17 protein-coding genes and 1 tRNA gene are annotated in these 16,341 nt (G+C 59.9%); 10 read left to right on the top strand and 8 right to left on the bottom strand.

Going from position 1 to position 16,341, the window contains the following annotated elements; all coding sequences use genetic code 11:
* Positions 1–18: 18 nt before the first annotated feature.
* Positions 19–1,425, top strand: coding sequence for a M20 family metallopeptidase (locus tag JL39_RS23125; protein WP_037156381.1), 1,407 nt, complete (start codon positions 19–21; stop codon positions 1,423–1,425).
* On the opposite strand, the gene JL39_RS23120 is transcribed toward JL39_RS23125, so the two are convergent.
* The 4 genes from JL39_RS23120 to JL39_RS23110 all read right to left on the bottom strand — a co-directional run bounded on the left by JL39_RS23120 (position 1,422) and on the right by JL39_RS23110 (position 3,479).
* Complete coding sequence (locus JL39_RS23120) at positions 1,422–2,165, bottom strand: GGDEF domain-containing protein (RefSeq protein ID WP_037156379.1); 744 nt, start codon at positions 2,163–2,165, stop codon at positions 1,422–1,424. The two genes, JL39_RS23125 and JL39_RS23120, sit on opposite strands and share 4 nt — an antisense overlap.
* Before the next feature lie 167 nt (positions 2,166–2,332).
* The gene (locus tag JL39_RS31785) at positions 2,333–2,539 is read right to left on the bottom strand and encodes a hypothetical protein (RefSeq protein WP_152601244.1); all 207 of its coding nucleotides are present in this window, start codon (positions 2,537–2,539) and stop codon (positions 2,333–2,335) included.
* Positions 2,540–2,635: 96 nt separating this feature from the next.
* Entirely contained in the window at positions 2,636–2,806 is a 171-nt protein-coding gene (locus tag JL39_RS31995) for a hypothetical protein (protein ID WP_161784793.1), read from the bottom strand.
* Between the two features lie 163 nt (positions 2,807–2,969).
* Positions 2,970–3,479 carry a MarR family transcriptional regulator gene (locus tag JL39_RS23110; protein WP_052183107.1) on the bottom strand — a complete coding sequence of 170 codons (510 nt, stop codon included), beginning with the start codon at positions 3,477–3,479 and terminating at the stop codon, positions 2,970–2,972.
* 233 nt (positions 3,480–3,712) lie between these two features.
* Here JL39_RS23110 and JL39_RS23105 point away from each other — a divergent pair, with 233 nt between their 5' ends.
* Positions 3,713–5,659: an FAD-binding monooxygenase gene (locus tag JL39_RS23105; RefSeq protein ID WP_037156375.1), complete on the top strand. Its 1,947-nt coding sequence runs from the start codon at positions 3,713–3,715 to the stop codon at positions 5,657–5,659.
* An 82-nt stretch (positions 5,660–5,741) separates the two neighbouring features.
* Here the strand turns inward: JL39_RS23105 and JL39_RS23100 are convergent, their stop codons facing one another.
* Together JL39_RS23100 and JL39_RS23095 are read right to left on the bottom strand one after the other, a co-directional pair.
* Positions 5,742–6,605 (bottom strand): DUF1109 domain-containing protein, encoded by an 864-nt coding sequence (locus tag JL39_RS23100; RefSeq protein ID WP_320443043.1) that lies wholly within the window; start codon positions 6,603–6,605, stop codon positions 5,742–5,744.
* Positions 6,574–7,071 carry a hypothetical protein gene (locus JL39_RS23095; protein ID WP_037156371.1) on the bottom strand — a complete coding sequence of 166 codons (498 nt, stop codon included), beginning with the start codon at positions 7,069–7,071 and terminating at the stop codon, positions 6,574–6,576. The genes JL39_RS23100 and JL39_RS23095 overlap by 32 nt, the downstream gene beginning before the upstream one ends.
* Positions 7,072–7,321: 250 nt before the next feature.
* Here JL39_RS23095 and JL39_RS23085 point away from each other — a divergent pair, with 250 nt between their 5' ends.
* The 8 genes from JL39_RS23085 (at position 7,322) to JL39_RS23050 (ending at position 15,790) form a co-directional block, all read left to right on the top strand.
* On the top strand, positions 7,322–8,650 hold the full coding sequence (locus JL39_RS23085; RefSeq protein WP_037156367.1) for a hypothetical protein: 1,329 nt from the start codon (positions 7,322–7,324) through the stop codon (positions 8,648–8,650).
* Positions 8,651–8,679: 29 nt separating this feature from the next.
* Positions 8,680–9,162: a hypothetical protein gene (locus JL39_RS23080; protein ID WP_037156365.1), complete on the top strand. Its 483-nt coding sequence runs from the start codon at positions 8,680–8,682 to the stop codon at positions 9,160–9,162.
* A 47-nt stretch (positions 9,163–9,209) separates the two neighbouring features.
* Positions 9,210–10,013, top strand: a complete 804-nt coding sequence (locus tag JL39_RS23075) for a dienelactone hydrolase family protein (protein ID WP_081952962.1) — start codon at positions 9,210–9,212, stop codon at positions 10,011–10,013.
* A 65-nt stretch (positions 10,014–10,078) separates the two neighbouring features.
* Positions 10,079–11,716 carry a thiamine pyrophosphate-binding protein gene (locus JL39_RS23070; protein ID WP_037156363.1) on the top strand — a complete coding sequence of 546 codons (1,638 nt, stop codon included), beginning with the start codon at positions 10,079–10,081 and terminating at the stop codon, positions 11,714–11,716.
* The gene (locus JL39_RS23065) at positions 11,700–12,842 is read left to right on the top strand and encodes an OpgC domain-containing protein (protein ID WP_037156362.1); all 1,143 of its coding nucleotides are present in this window, start codon (positions 11,700–11,702) and stop codon (positions 12,840–12,842) included. Before JL39_RS23070 ends, JL39_RS23065 begins: the two co-directional genes overlap by 17 nt.
* A 305-nt stretch (positions 12,843–13,147) precedes the next feature.
* A complete protein-coding gene (selD, locus tag JL39_RS23060) occupies positions 13,148–14,197 on the top strand; it encodes a selenide, water dikinase SelD (protein WP_037157210.1) in 1,050 nt (349 codons plus the stop codon).
* Between the two features lie 65 nt (positions 14,198–14,262).
* On the top strand, positions 14,263–14,607 hold the full coding sequence (locus JL39_RS23055) for a hypothetical protein (RefSeq protein WP_052183106.1): 345 nt from the start codon (positions 14,263–14,265) through the stop codon (positions 14,605–14,607).
* 112 nt (positions 14,608–14,719) lie between these two features.
* Complete coding sequence (locus JL39_RS23050; protein ID WP_052183075.1) at positions 14,720–15,790, top strand: transglutaminase family protein; 1,071 nt, start codon at positions 14,720–14,722, stop codon at positions 15,788–15,790.
* A gap of 46 nt (positions 15,791–15,836) precedes the next feature.
* On the opposite strand, the gene JL39_RS23045 is transcribed toward JL39_RS23050, so the two are convergent.
* Together JL39_RS23045 and JL39_RS31780 are read right to left on the bottom strand one after the other, a co-directional pair.
* The gene (locus JL39_RS23045) at positions 15,837–16,220 is read right to left on the bottom strand and encodes a hypothetical protein (RefSeq protein WP_037156361.1); all 384 of its coding nucleotides are present in this window, start codon (positions 16,218–16,220) and stop codon (positions 15,837–15,839) included.
* A 14-nt stretch (positions 16,221–16,234) separates the two neighbouring features.
* Positions 16,235–16,330: transfer RNA gene (locus JL39_RS31780), tRNA-Sec, on the bottom strand.
* Between the last annotated feature and the right edge of the window lie 11 nt (positions 16,331–16,341).

The following is a 16,341-nucleotide window of genomic DNA, read 5'->3' as shown; positions in this document are numbered from 1 at the left end:
AATCCCGAGGATGCCCCAATGACGACTGCCCCTTCCCGCCAGGCGACGATCGACAAGGCTGTGGGTTATCTCGACGACGGCTCCTTCGAAGCGGCGCTCCGCAAGCGCGTCGCGATCCCGTCGGCAAGTCGTGTCGCGGCCAACAGGCTGGACCTTTGGCGCTATGTAACTGGGGACATGCAGCCATTCTTCGAACGCCTCGGCTTCGCGACGAAGATCTACCAGAACGACCTGGCTCCAGGCCCCTTCCTGATCGCCGAGCGGGTTGAGAACCCCAACTACACCACCATCCTGCAATACGGCCATGGCGACGTTGTCGCCGGTTTGGATGGTCAGTGGGAGGAAGGTCTATCCCCCTTCGAGATGGCGAAAAAAAACGGCGCCTGGTATGGCCGCGGCACGGCCGATAACAAGGGTCAGCACACGGTTAACCTCGCCGCGATCGAGGCTCTGCTGGCAGTCAAAGGCTCGCTTGGCTTCAATCTCAAATATCTGATTGAGATGGGAGAAGAGTCCGGTTCGCTCGGTCTGGAAGAGATGTGCGCTGCCCACAAGGACGAGCTCAAGGCCGACGTCTTCATCGCTTCCGATGGTCCTCGCCTGGCACTGGAACGGCCGACGATCTTTCTCGGCGCCCGCGGCGGCATGTCCTTTCATCTGGAGATCAATGCGCGCGAAAGCTTTCAGCATTCTGGCAACTGGGGCGGCATACTCTCCAATCCCGGCATAGAACTCTGCCATGCGATTACGGCGCTGGTGGGTCGGACGGGTAGGATCAAGGTCCGCGAGATGACACCTGGGAACATCCCGGAAAACGTCCGCGCGGCGCTGAAGGATTGCAAGATCACCCCGGCCGCCGACGATCCGCCGATCGAGCCGTGGTGGGGCGAGCCGGGCCTCACGCCGGAGGAAAAAGTCTTCGCCTGGAGTTCCTTCGAGGTCATGGAGATGGAATGCGGCAACCTCGCCCAGCCGCTTTACGCCATCCCGCCCAAAGCCCGCGCCCGCGTGCAGCTCCGCTTTCCGGTCGGCGTCGATCCGGATGAGGTCGTTCCGGCCGTTCGCAAGGCTTTGATCGATGCCGGTTACGACCGCGTCGTCGTCAAGGATCCCACCGACGCGATCTTCCTCGCCAGCCGCCTCGATCCCGACCATCCCTGGGTCAGACGTATCGTCGCCTCGATCGAGAAGACGTTGGGCGCTCCGCCGGCCATCCTGCCCAATCTCGGCGGTTCACTGCCGAACAACATCTTCTCCGATTTGCTCGGCCTGCCGACCATCTGGATTCCGCATTCCTATCCCGGCTGCCTGCAACATGCTCCAAACGAGCACCTGCCGGTCAGCATCGTTCGCGAGGGGCTTGCCATGATGGCCGGTCTTTATTGGGATATCGGTGAAACAGCCGCTGACCGGCAGGCCGGTTAGATTGACAAAACGACCCGGTTTCGGCCGCTCGTTTTCGCCTTGTAGAGATTTGCGTCCGCAGCCTTGAGGCATTCCTGAGGATCAAAGCCAGGAACGCAATAAAATGCTCCGATGCTCGCCGATACGGAGATAATTGATCCGGAGGCTGAACGAAAATCCATGCAGTCGATCAATCCGCGAATTTCCTCACATCTTCGCAACATCGCTTCAGCCGTCAAATCACTCTGAAAAAGCGCAAACTCCTCTCCTCCAAGGCGGCCTGCAATGTCGAATTCTCCTTGATAGGCCGCAAGTATTTGTCCTGTCCGACGGAGAGCTTCGTCGCCCGTTGCATGTCCATGCCCATCATTGATCGACTTGAAATAATCGAGATCCAGGAACAGTAGGCCACCAGCCACGCCTTTGCGGCTGAAGGTTTCCAATTCTTCAAGGAATGCATTTCTGTTGAGAAGCCCGGTTAACCCATCCCGGCGTGATTGTAGGCGAAGCTCTTCATATGCGATCGCCAGCTTCTGGAGTGCCTCCGAGGCTGCCACTTCTGCGCGCCGAAGTTTTTCAGCCTGTCGGAAATGCACGGCCGAAGCTGGAATGGAGATAACCAGCGGGCAAACGATGGTCATTATGAGACCGGCTCCGGCCACCTCTCCACCGAGCATCGGAACGATGCTGAATGAGAGAATGAGGGAGGCAAGCAGCGACAGCAGACCGGTCAGCAATGACTTGGCGAGGACGATGCGCATCGAAAGAGCCGCGAGGAATGAATATCGGGGCCTCTCTTAAGCTTGCTGACTTTAACATAGGCTGAACCAATCCCGAAACATCCTAGGTTTTGACATGTCTTTAGGCGTCCTGAAGCGTCAGATAAGCGGTCGGCCAATGACAATATGGCTCGCCATGTGCCCAAACATCATTCGTCGCCCTGCCTGACGAATCCTTTTAGGATCTTGACGGACTCGCGATAAGTCATCAGTCGATGCAACGTTGCCGCTGACGGGTGGTCAGCAGTATACTCAACATCGGCAAGTTCGGGAAAGCGCCGCTCCAGGTCGTGGATCAGCGACTTATAAATCATGATCTGTTCGTGAGTGAATTGAGCATCAGGTGCACGAGACATTCTTTTGGTCCTTTTCTTACGGGACCTTACTTGCACGGCATCTAAATTGCTTTGAGGGAAATCAACGCTCGAAGCGCCGTACCGGCACATCCGACATCATAGGCGTGTCAGGATTTCGCCCGAAAGGACGACCTGAAAGTTTCCATCCGAAAGCGGTTCCACCAGATAGCCATCGGAGGTGTAGTAAACGAAGCGGGTGACGGTGCCAGTTTCTCTGCTCTCCCGATGCCCATCGCCGCGGCTCCGGATGGCCTTGAATACTGACACAGAGTTTCCCCTTTCATCCAGGCAATCGATACGCGCGCGCTCTTCACCGGACATTCTTACCGCCCCATCCATGACGTTCTGCAACAATATGAACGGCGAGCAAGGCAGGCAAGGGATTTGGTCGCAGGTTCGAGTGCACGCCAAACATCAAGGGCTAGGCTCACTACCCATCCCGATCGCTTTCCATCCTGCCAGCGGTCTTCGCAGCATCCGCCGAAGCCTCCCGGAACGGCGCCCGGCTGAGTTCGTTACCGGCAGCGATCGCCTTGCGTAAAAGCCGCAGGAGTTCCTCCGACTCGTCTGCATTCAGGCCTCGCAGCATCATGCGCTGCGCCGCCTCAACCGCCGGCATGATACCGGAAAGCGTTTCCCGCCCCGCCTCCGTGATCTCCAGTTCGCGCGCACGCCTGTCCCTTTTGCTCGCACGGCGCTCGATGAAGCCCTTCTGCACCAGTCGATCCACGACGCCGGTAATGGTCGTCCGGTCGTAGGCTATCAACCCGGCGAGCGTCACCTGATCAATGCCCGGATTCGCGCTGATCGCAGCCAGCGCCGCGTATTGAACGGGTGTCAGGTCATAGCCGGCGGCCTCTGCTTCCGCATGGAAGACGGCAACGGCAATCTGCTGGAACCGGCGGGCCAAGTGCCCCGGCATGTCATTGTTGTCTTTCACCGATCTCTCCATGACCGATCCTCGCCTTGACAGCATACATATAATCAGCATACTGATTAATTATCGCGACGACCCAGGCTCGTCGTTCTCACATCGTCGCAACAACTTAAACCACGAGGCGGTTCAACCGTCGATACTGGCAGCCAGCAAACCGAAGCCTATGGCAGCCGCGGGGTACGGTTGCAGCCAGGATGAGACGGATACCCAGCAAGACACGCGGAGGAGATACATCCATGCAATTTCACCTCAACGGGTTCCGGACCGGAGATCCGGCAATTTCGGAGCCATCCGGCCAGCACACGACGTCATCCGGTTCGGATCCGCTTCCCGAAGAAGTCGATGTTCTGGTTATCGGCTGTGGGCCGGCCGGATTGACGCTCGCCGCCCAACTGGCAGCCTTTCCCGACATCAAGACCTGCATCGTCGATCAGAAATCCGGTCCCCTGCAACTCGGGCAAGCCGACGGCATTGCCTGCCGCACTCTGGAAATGTTCGAGGCCTTCGGCTTTGCCGAGCGCGTGCTGAAGGAAGCCTATTGGGTCAACGAGACGTCATTCTGGAAACCGGACGATGCCGAACGGGAAAAGATCGTTCGCCACGGCAGGATTCAGGACGTCGAGGACGGTCTCTCCGAGTTTCCCCATGTGATCCTGAATCAGGCGCGTGTGCATGATTTCTATCTGGATGTCATGCGCAGATCGCCGAGCCGGCTGGAGCCGCACTACGCGCGGCGCCTCCTCGACCTTCAGATTGATCCGCCGTCAGCCTCCCGCGATCAGCCTCCCGGCCATCCCGTGACGGCCAGGCTCGAGCGACTCGATCCTTCGCACGAAGGGCGGGTGGAGACCATCAGGGCCCGCTACGTGGTCGGCTGTGACGGCGCGCGCAGCGTCGTCAGGAAGTCACTCGGGCGGGAACTCAAGGGCGATTCGGCCAATCAGGCCTGGGGGGTCATGGATGTGCTGGCCGTCACAGACTTTCCCGATATTCGCCTCAAGGCGCTGATCCAATCCGCCAATGAAGGCAGCATCGTGCTCATTCCGCGGGAAGGCGGCTATCTGGTCCGCATCTACGTCGAGCTCGACAAACTCAACGAAAACGAACGGGTGGCCAATCGAAACATCACCGTCGACCACCTGATTGCCGCAGCACAGCGGATTCTAAAGCCCTATACGCTCGAGGTGCAGGAAGTCGCGTGGTGGTCCGTCTATGAGATAGGCCAGCGGCTCTGCGACAAGTTCGATGACGTGCCGGAAGGGGAAATCGAGACGCGTCTGCCTCATGTGTTCATCGCCGGCGACGCCTGCCATACCCACAGTCCCAAGGCAGGCCAGGGTATGAACGTCTCCATGCAGGACGCGCTCAATCTGGGCTGGAAGCTTGCAGCCGTCCTTCAGGGTCGCTGCTCGCCCGAACTTCTGCACAGCTACTCGGCGGAACGACAGGCTATCGCCAAAGAACTGATCGATTTCGACCGCGAATGGGCCAAGATGTTGAGTGCCCCCCTGAAATCCTCACCGGATGGTGAAGGCGTCGATCCGGCGGAGGTCCAGGAATACTTCGTCAGGCACGGACGTTATACGGCGGGAACGGCGACCCATTACCGCCCGTCCATCCTCACGGGCGAATCGACCCATCAATATCTGGCGAAGGGGTTTACGATCGGCACACGCTTTCATTCCGCGCCGGTCATTCGCCTCGCGGATGCCAAGCCGGTTCAGCTCGGCCACGCCGCGAAGGCGGACGGCCGCTGGCGCCTCTATGCTTTCGCCGGCACCGGAGATCCCATTGCCGCCGGCTCCGGCATTTGGTCCCTATGCGAGTTCCTCGCCGACGCGCACGAATCCCCCGTCGGGAAATATACGCCGGCTGGCGCGGATATCGATGCCGTTATCGATGTCCGCGCGGTCTTTCAGCAGGGCCATCGCGAACTCGCCGTGGAGGCCATGCATTCCCTTCTCCTTCCGGCAAAGGGGCGCCTGGGGCTTCGCGATTACGAGAAGATGTTCTGCCCTGACCTGAAAAGCGGCAATGACATCTTCGACATGCGCGGTATCGATCGGGAACAGGGATGTTTGCTAGTTGTGCGGCCGGACCAATACGTCGCGCATGTTCTCCCTCTCGGCGCGCATATCGAACTTGCCGCCTTCTTCGACGGCTTCATGATGCAGAAGAACTGAACGAAGTCTCAATGGGAGTGCCTACACCGACGTACGAAATGGTTCCGAGATCGGCAGAACCAACGGCACCAACGGCCCTCTCCTACCAGCGAAGCCAGCGCCGCCCTGAAATATAACCTAAGGAGGTCATGATAGCGATTGCTATCATATACCAACTCCCCACAAACAGGGGGCTGTCATCAGGACAATGCCAGGCATAAATGGCAGCCCCGATCCCTCCCGCTGCCAAACCCGCGACTGCTCCGGCGAGACCTGGGTTTTCCGGGGCGCCATGCTTCAACGCCCAAAAGAATGCCATGAAGGGTGCCAGCGACAGAAGCGGGATGAAGATCAGGCAGACGTTTGGATAACGTCCGATCATGCTCGCCTTCCAGGCATCCATGGGCAGAACGAACAGTTCGACAAGGATACCGGCCACAAGCAGGATAAGTGGCAGGAAAAATGCAAGCACGTGCGCCTTGATGTCAACGCCAGGTCTGCCGATCCTGAAGACCAGGTTGCACCCGACTATCGCAAGGATCAACGTCAAGGCGATCTTGAAATCGACGCGGCTCGTTTGAAGCGCCTCCACCATATTCGCGCGAATCCCGACGGTCGAGACGAGAACAATCGCGGACACCGAAGCTCCGATCACCAGCGCCGCCATCAACGCTCGCCCAAGGCGAACGCGGACTGGAGCATCCTGCGCCAGGAGATTGATCAAATCATCGGTATTCAATCCATTCACTCCACTCTGCCTCGTTATCAACGAACGACTTGATGCGCTCACAGCGGTCAAGATCCGCACCAGCTTCTTCTCACAACGCCGCAGCCAATCAGCAACAATGTAGCCAATCAGCGCCACAAGAGCCATGGCCCGATTGGGCGCGCGGATATCGTCATTCGATATATCCCTCTGCAGAACAATGCTCCGGCTATTGCTGGCAATGCTGAAGTGCAATTTCAAGCCTGAGACGTCTGATCATCTGCTGATACTCTTCGAGCCGACGCGTTGCCTGCCGCGCTTCGGCAGAGCCTGCCGGCCAAACCTGCCAGAGGATCAGCTCGAACCGCAGGTCCCTGGCCGGACTGGGTCGAAACCGCCCCCATAGCTGAATGATGCGGCTTCCGCGATGACACCGCAAAACGGCAGCCCCTTGGAAATCCTCCACGGGATCGAGGGCATGGGAAGGATTGAGGAGTAAAGCCTTTCCGCCATCCGCTCCAAGAAGGACAAGTTTTCTCGCGGAATGACCGTCACCGGTGCCGGCAGGATCGCGCAGCCGCGCCTCCAAGGTCGTTCCGACGGGCAGCAGGATGGACAGTTCCGGCGTGATCATCTCATCCCATACCACGTCGTGCCCGCCGGAACGATGTTGCGTGTCGTCAACTCGGCGAAACGGAAAGTGCTCATCATTCTTCCTGACATCCATCCGATCGGCTCCTGTTGTTGATGCATGCGGCCGGGAAGTCCGTTGAGCCTAGTTCGCCCAGGATAACCGCTTCGTTACATCCGCCTTCAAATTTTCCCTGGAGGGCCCGGCCGCGATCGCCCCAGCAGAAAAATCATCGCCTGATGTAACGAACTCGGTGGCCAACCCGTAAAGGCCGTTATCGGTGCCAATCCGACAGCCGTTGCTTCCGGAAATCTTCCCGTCCGCCGGCTTCCCCAAGGAGTCTGACATGAATCGCGATGCCTATGATCTGATCACCAGCAGCGACAGCGCCGAAGCCCGGCGAGCTTTCGAGCAAGCTGTCTATGGTCTTGCAACGCACCGTCCGAGTACGGGCGCATCGCTGCAGGCAACGCTTGCCGCCGATCCCGATCATGTTGCCGCACACGCGCTTACCGGTTTTGCAAACCTCATCCTTGCTCGCTCGGAACTGGCCGCCAGCGCCGAAGCAGCGCTCGCCGAGGCCCGAGCAGCACTGACGAGGAAGAACGGTGGAACGGCAGACGAACAGGTACTTGTGAAGGCCTTGGCTGCAGCTAGCGGGGGCTCATTTTCCGGCGCCATCGACACGCTTGATCGCGGCTTTGCCGACCGCCCGGCGACTTTTCTTCCTTTCAAGCTCTCACACGCCCTTCGCTTCATGCTCGGTGATGCCGCTGGAATGCTGACGGCGAGTTCACGAGCGGTAGATGGCCTTGATTCAGCAAGCCTTTCCGCCGGTTTCGTATTCGGCTGTTATGCCTTTTCACTGGAAGAAACCGGTCGCTATGAGGAGGCCATGAAAGCGGGACAGAAAGCGGTGGTCTTGCAGCCGGATGATTCCTGGGGCCTGCATGCGGTTTCGCATGTCTTCGAGATGCGCGGACAGACCCGGGAGGGCGTCGATTGGCTCGAGAACAGTCGAAGCGCCTGGTCACGTTGCAACAATTTCTCCTTTCACATGGCCTGGCATCTCGCTTTGCTGCACCTCGAACGCGGCGACCATGAGCGTGTCCTTCAGCTCTACGACGATGAAGTGCGTCCCCAGCAGACGGATGATTTCAGGGATATGGCAAATGCTGTCTCGCTCCTGTGGCGATTGAACCAGATGGGTGTCCATGTGGGATCGCGCTGGCATGACCTCGCCGGCATCGCCCGGGCAAGGCGGCGGGACACGACCCTCATCTTCGCAGCTCTCCACAATCTCGCGGCACTGGTCGCGATCGGAGATCGGGCTGGCGCAGCCGAACTCGTCACGGAGATAGAGGAGAAAGCCATGGGTATCGGCGACCAGGCACGGGTCGCAGCCGAAATCGGCGTTCCGATGGCACGCATGCTTGCGGGACTCGGCGCCCCGGCGGACAGGCAGATGCTCGATCGGGTGATTGTCAATCTGCCAAAGATCGGCGGCAGCAACGCACAACGCGATTTCTTCGTCCTCGCGCTTGCAAAGGCGGTCGGCAGCCGTGGCGACAACGCAGGCATCTCCCGAATCCGTCATATGCGCAGGCATCTGAAAGCGGAGGACCGCCTGATCCGCTCGATCGAACAATCTGCCGGCATGAAGCTGTCGGCCTGACCTCAACGCAACATATGAGGGTGAATGAAATGACCATGATGGAAATGCAGAAACCGAGCATATTCCCGACAATCGAGCCCGGCCTTGGAAAAGCTATCATCGTATCCGGCCTTGCCGCGGACATTGCCTGGGAAATATGGGCGCGCCTGATTACGCCTTTGCTCGTCGGCGGTCCCCTGGAGCCCGCGGCACTTGTGCAAACGGTCTTCGGCTTCAACAATCTGCTTCTGGCCGAGGTGATCCATGCCACGGTCGGCATCGTGTTTTATCCGATCGGCTATCTTTTCATCGCCCGGCCTCTGCAACGAATCGTTTTCCCGCGGTTGCCTTTGCTCGTGACCGGCATCGGCTTCGGCGCCGGGCTATGGGTGTTTGCGCTCTTCGTGATGGCCCATCTTGTCGCCGGACTGCCAGCTTTTCTTGGTTTCATTCCGCTGACCTGGGCTTCGCTCGCCGGGCATATCATCTTCGGCGTCACCGTCGCCTATACCATTCGGGCGTTTGGAAGGTGACGGGACGATTGCTCGATCTTTGCGCATCGATCTCGAGGGGGAGGCCGATGTTCCGGCGCTTACTCGCGGTAGCCCTCTGTCTCGGCGCAGATCCGGGGCTTGCCGGCTCCTATTGCGGCGGAGATGTCGCATGCACGGTGGACGGCGGCAACTACCGCATCGAACTGCCGCAAGATGGCGACGTAAGGGGCGCCTACGTTTACTTCCACGGCTTCAAGAGTTCTGCGGAATTGCAGATGCGACAGCGCGCTCTCGTGGATACGACGCTTGCTCATCATCTTGCCTATGTCGCCGTCGATGGGCTTGCCGGCGGCTGGTCGTATCCAGGCGCACCACGGCGCGACCGCGACGAAAGGCGCTTCATCGGAAATGTTTTGAACGACCTCCAGAACCGACATGGCTTCGCGCCGGAAAAAGTGATCGTCGGCGGCTTCTCCGTCGGAGCTTCCATGGCGTGGTACACCGCCTGTGAACAGGGAGGCCGGGTGGCCGCTATGGTAACGTTTTCCGGTGTGTTCTGGGACCCTCTGCCCAAGGCAGCGGACTGTACCGGCAATCTGCCGCCGATGATCCACTTCCACGGAACGGCGGATAGAACATTTCCGTTAGCCGGCAGGGCAATCGGCAAGACTTTTCATCAGGGCGACGCACTCAAGAGTGTCGCCATTTACCGTGAGAGGGCGCGATGCGACCTGCCCGCCGCTCACAAGAGCACGATCGACGGTATCGTCTGCGACGACGTTCCCGGTTGTTTGCGCGGCGAGAGCATTCTTTGCATTCATGACGGCGGGCATGAGGCCCGACCCGACCTTCTGGATGCCGGGCTGACCGCCCTCGGCTACCCGAAATGAGCAACCTGCTCCGGGAAAGGCAAACAGTTTCGGGGCGAGGCCAATCCATTAAGCGTGAGATAGAGATGTCCGATAATCAGGCGAAAGGTGGTAGCACGAGGGTGGCGGACACCATCGCCCGCACCTTGCATAATCATGGCGTCAGGCACGCTTTCGGCATGCCGGGCGGAGAGGTTGTGACGCTGATAGACGGATTGCAGAAAGCCGGCATCGCGTTCCATCTTGCTCGCCACGAAACGGCGGCTGCGATCATGGCCTCCGGGGCGAGCGTGATTTCCGGCAAACCGCAGATGCTGGTGACGACGATCGGCCCGGGTCTTGCCAATGCGGTCAACGGCATTGCCGACTCCAACCAGGAGCGTGTCCCGTTGATCGTGATCTCCGGCATCGTCGATCGTGCCACGCGGGCTCGCTACACACATCAGGTCATCAATCACGCCCAATTGCTGCAGCCTCTGGTGAAGGCATCCTTCGAGGTCGAGCCGGAAAGCGCCGCCTCGACGGTCGCCCGCGCCATTGCGCTCGCAATGGTCGACCCCATGGGGCCGGTCCACCTGGATCTTTCTCCGGCCGTCGCGGAAATGGAAGCATTGGAATCGCCTCTGGTTGCACCTCCTCAGGTGCTGCGGCCGATGGTGACGACAACTGATCCTTCCATCATGGCGCTTTCAGACCGCTTCAAACGCGCCGAACGCCCCTTGATCGTCGCCGGCTTTGAAGCTGCCCGCAGTGGTGCGGGCACCGCCGTGCTTGCCTTGGCGGAGGCAACCGGGGCGCCGGTGATCACGACCTACAAGGCAAAGGGACTGATACCGGAAAATCACCACCTTTCGCTTGGTGGCGCAGGGCTCTCGCCACGGGCCGATGCCATTCTGTTACCGCTTGTGGCGAGCGCCGATCTCGTGCTTGCCATTGGCTATGATCCGATCGAGATGCGACTCGGCTGGCTGGATTTCGTCAAGGATGCGACCAAGCTCGTGGAGATTACCGGAACGGCGCCCGATCATGCCATGCACCATGCCGGTACACGCGTGGTGGCGGATATCGCGTCGTTCGTTGGCATGCTGGCGCATTCCGCGACGCGGCGGAGGACATGGGTACGGGACGAACCGGCTTTCGCCAAAGCAAAGCTTCGTAGTCTCTTTGCAGCAAGGGACGACTGGGGTCCTCATGCGATCATTGAAACGCTGCAATCCGAAATCCAGGATGACACCGTCGTCACCGTCGACAGCGGCGCCCATCGCATCCTGCTCTCCCAGCAATGGGTGGCGCGTCGGCCGCTGACGCTGCTGCAATCGGTGGGTTTCTGCACCATGGCGGCGGCACTGCCACTCGCGATCGGAGCGAAGGTTGCTGATCCGGATCGTCGCGTGTTTGCGGTCATGGGCGACGGCGGGCTTGAGATGGGAATAGGAGAGCTCGCGACCCTGCGCGACCTCGGTCAGCCGATCACCATCGTGCTTTTCCAGGATCAGAGCCTTGCGCTCATCGCCTTGAAACAGGCCGCAGCAGGTTTGGCCCCCGCGGGCGTAGCTCTGGGGCTTGAGGATTTTGCCGCAGTAACAAAAGGCTTCGGCGGATACGGTATCAATGTGGAGACTATCGATGACTTCCGTAAAGAGCTTACGGCGGCAAGAACCCGCGCAGGCTTCACCCTCATTTGCTGCCGCTTCGCCGCAAGCGCATATGAGGACGCCTTCTAAGATCGCTTCTGCCGGTACGGCAGCGCCTCCGGTCAAGCGTGAGCGCGACCTGCGGCTGGATTTCTTCCGCGGCGTCGGCATGCTGATCATCCTGACAGCCCATATCCCCTACGATGGCTGGGCATTGTGGATTCCTGCCCGCTTCGGCTTTTCCGACGCAACCGAGATGTTCGTCTTCCAGTCTGGAATGGCCTCCGCGATCGCTTTCGGCACCACCTTTGATCGGGCCGGGACCATGGCTCTCATGGCAAGGGTCGCGCGACGCCTGTGGCAGATCTATTGGGCGCATATTTCGGTTTTCGTCACCGTTGTCGCATTGATGGCAATAGCGGGAACGCGCCCGGATGGCGTTTCCTATCTGGGCAGCCTGAATTTGCTGCCCTTCATCCAGGATCCGGGTTCCCTTCTGGCGGCGCTGCTGACCCTGCGCTACGTGCCGAACTACTTCGACATCCTGCCGATGTATATGGTCGTTCTGGCGCTCCTGCCGGTAATGCTGCTGGCAAGTCGTATCAACAAGATCCTTCCATTCGTGCTGATGATCGGGCTTTGGCTGGCATCGCAGTTTGGCTACGCCAGCCTTTCTGCCGAACCGTGGTCCGACCGTCCCTGGTTCTTCGATCCGTTTGGCTGGCAACTCATCTTCTTCACCGGCTTTTTTCTGATGCGTGGCACATTGCCCGCACCCGGTTATGATCGACGCCTCATGGTTCTAGCCGCTGCGATCGTCCTCATTACGATGCCTTTCGCCTGGGTACATTTTTTGGAGATGCATCCTTTCTTCCGCAGCGTTGCGGACTTCATCACCCCTCTCACCGACAAGACCCGCTTCGGCATTCTGCGGTTCATACACTTCCTGGCGCTCTGCTACATTGCAGTTCACATCGTTGGTGAACGAGGATCACGGCTGCACGGTCCGACCGTGCGTATTCTCGTCGTCGTCGGCCAGCAGTCACTTGCCGTTTTCGTCACCGGCATGGTCATCGCACAAGTAATCGGGATTGTTCTTGATCAGACAGGTCGCACGGTCTTCACAGAAGCCGCCGCGAACCTGTTCGGCTTCAGCCTTCTGATCGCAACCGCCTATCTGGTTCGGTGGTTCAAGAATTCCCCCTGGAAGTCGTAAAAGCCGCATGTCCCCTTACCCATCCCGAAGTCTGACGCAACATCGCGCGCTGTACGACTCTGGCAGTGGCCGGCATCCAGCCGCTTTCGGCAATCATGACGTCGGTTTGAGCCGTTCAGCGCTGACGGTAAGCCCGGAGGAGGCGACAGCCGATGGCCCGGAACTGGCATAACCCGTTGCCAAGAATGTTACGGTCTTCTCCCCTATGGCGCGAAAGAACACAGGCGCATTTTTCGCATACTTGCATTCATGTCTTCGAAATGCTGAATGTTGCCGAGGTCCTCAAGCAATCCACCGGAGGTTCCATGGACACGCCTGCGATCCGTCTGACAGAACTCGCCCACGGTGGAGGTTGCGGCTGCAAGCTCGCACCTTCGGTCCTGCAAAGCTTGCTTTCTGCCCAACCGACAGTCCAACCTTTTGCTCAGCTCCTCGTAGGGAACGAGATGGCTGATGACGCGGCTGTGTGGCAGGTTGACGACAACACCTGTGTGATTGCCACGACCGATTTCTTCATGCCGATGGTCGATGACCCGCGCGATTTCGGTCGGATCGCAGCGACCAACGCCATTTCCGACGTTTACGCAATGGGTGGCAAACCGATTCTGGCATTGGCGATCCTTGGCATGCCGATCAACAAGCTTGCTCCGGAGATCATTGCGAAGGTCCTGGAGGGGGGCGCTTCGGTCTGCGCCGAAGCGGGTATCCCTGTCGCGGGTGGTCATTCCATCGATTCCATTGAGCCGATTTACGGGCTTGCAGTCATTGGCATCTGCCGCCCGGATCAGGTTCGCCGCAATGGTGGAGTAAGACCTGGAGACGCCTTGATCCTGACCAAGGGTATCGGCATCGGCATCTACTCGGCGGCAATCAAGAAGAACGCTCTGCCGCCCGGCAGCTATGAGGAAATGATCGGTTCCACAACACTCCTCAACCGCATCGGCGCGGACCTCGCCACCGACCCTGACGTCCACGCAATCACGGATGTGACCGGTTTCGGCATCCTTGGCCACGGGCTTGAAATGGCGCGTGCTTCCAACCTGTCCTTGGTCCTGAAGCTTTCCTCAATTCCTTTCCTGTCGCAGGCGAAGGCGCTCGCAGAACAGGGTTTCATCACAGGTGCCTCCGGCCGCAACTGGACAAGTTACGGCGTCGATGTCGCACTTCCCGAGGGCCTGCCCGATTGGCAACGCCTGCTGCTTGCCGACCCGCAGACCTCAGGCGGTCTTCTGGTCGCGTGCGCGCCGGAAAAGGCTGAGGCACTGGTCGACAAGATCCGCCTCGACGGTTATCCGCTTGCGAGCATTATCGGAACCGCGGAAGCGGGTGCGGCCGGGATCAAGGTCGTTCCCTGATCGCGATCGCTGCCGGGAACAAGCGGACCCGAACGTCGTTGGTGAACGATGAAAAGGAGATCGCCATGCGAAACCCGACAATCGTCCCCTTTCCCACGCTTGCTATAGTCGCTTTCTGCCTGCTGAGTTCCATGTCAGAGCCGGCATCGGCGCAGATTACAAATGAAAAGGCCAATTGCGCCACGGCTGCCGGCAAGGCGGAGCCGGCAACGGCACCCGACCGCGAGAGCGCCGACGGCACCGCGCCCGGCAACAGCGGATCGACTGGCTGGACCGGCGGCACGGGCGGCGCGTATATCGGCACGAATCCTCAAGGAGCGACCAGCGGTTCGACGACTTGGCAGCCGCCGACGGCGCGCGGCCTCGATCTTGCCATGGCTCCCGAAACCCCGGCACCGGCGGATTGCTGAATCCGGTCACGATTGCCGTGATGATTGTCAATTCTGTTGCAAGCAGCGAACATGGCTGCAATGCTTTTAAGGGAGTGAGTGATCGCGCCACGATCAAACGGGAGTTTGGATCATGCTGAACCGCCGCCGATTTCTGACAAACGCAGCGGCTGCCACCCTGGCGACCGCCTGGATCACACGAGGAGCGGCGGAGGCCCGTGCCGAGGGAACCACCCGGACCGACGCCGGTTGGCGCACTTTCGAGGTTTCCACCAAGATCGACCTCCAGCGGACCGACGGCCCGGCGCAACTCTGGCTGCCGGTCATCCAGTCCGCGGGTGATTACCAGAAGGCGGAGACGCCGCGTTGGGAATCGAATAGCAGCGACATCCGCATCGAGAAGGATCCTGCCTCCAATGCCGACATCCTTCATGTCACTTGGAGCGGCGAACCGCAGCGCACGATCGACGTGATCCAGCGCGTCGCCACCCGCAATCGCGGTACGAGGGACCGGGTTTCCGCAACGGCGGAGGAACTCGAACACGAATTGCGCGGTACGCCCAGCATGCCGGTGGACGGCATCGTTAAGACGACCGCGATGCGCATCGTCGAGGGGCGCGACCGCCCCGAAGACCGCGCCCGGGCGATCTATGACTGGGTGATCGACAATACCTTCCGCGATGCCAATATCGATGGCTGCGGCGTCGGCAATGTCAAGGACATGCTGGAAAGCGGCTATTTCGGCGGCAAGTGCGCCGACATTTCCAGCCTGTTCGTGGCGCTGGCACGTGCCGCCGGCCTGCCCGCCCGCGACGTGTTCGGCATCCGGGTCGCCGATTCGACAGATTTCAAGAGCCTCGGCCGTTCCGGCGACGTTACCAAAGCGCAGCACTGTCGCGCCGAAGTCTATCTCGACGCCCATGGCTGGGTCGCGGTCGATCCGGCGGACGTCCGCAAGGTCGTGCTCGAGGAAAACCTGCCGCTCGACAATGCCTCCGTCCGGGCTTTCCGCGAAAAGGCCTATGGCAACTGGGAAATGAACTGGGTGGGATACAACACGGCCCGGGATTTCGTTCTGCCCGGAGGAGACCTGCAGCAGGGCTTCCTGATGTACCCTGCCGCGATCACCTCGCGTGGCGAACTGGATTGCCTCAGCCCGAAGACCTTCGCCTATTCCATCACCTCGAAAGAGGTGACAGCCTGAATATCGGATTGGCGATCGCGCGCGACGTGAACCACCAGCGGCCGGCTCAGTGCGGCTGGATTTCCTCGATCGTCAGCCTCAACCCATCAGCGTTGAAGAACTCTCCATCACGGATCAGGGATCGGTCCTCGTTGAGCTTGCGGACCAGCGAGGAAAGCCTCGGTTTGGCCTCCCGGTCCTCCACGAGACCTTCTCGGCCGGCCCGATAGAAGACGGCACCCGACCATTCGACGCCGGCGCTGCCGAAAAGCTGCACCATGTCCGGCCAGCGCAGCTCGTCTCCGACGACGTGAAGATAGGCCGAACGCAGCAGATCGACGCTGGTCTCTCCGACCCGCACCAGTACGAAGAGCATGGTGAAAGACCCTACCTCTCCGTAAGTCGCGACCACCCAATCGTCGAAGTCGGTTTCCTGGGACTTGAGGATCACGAACGGCCTCCTGATGGCGGAAGAGAATGGGAGTCGAACCCACCCAAGACAGCCTCGCTGCCCCACCCGGATTTGAAGTCCGGACGCCCCACCGGGGACGAATCTCTTCCTTCAACTGCCT

Origin of the sequence: Rhizobium sp. YS-1r, from assembly GCF_000757525.1 — a bacterium.
In the GTDB taxonomy this organism is placed as follows: Bacteria; Pseudomonadota; Alphaproteobacteria; order Rhizobiales; family Rhizobiaceae; genus Neorhizobium; species Neorhizobium petrolearium.
The sequence above is the reverse complement of the archived record's forward strand: the minus strand, read 5'-3'. Positions and strand labels throughout refer to the sequence as shown.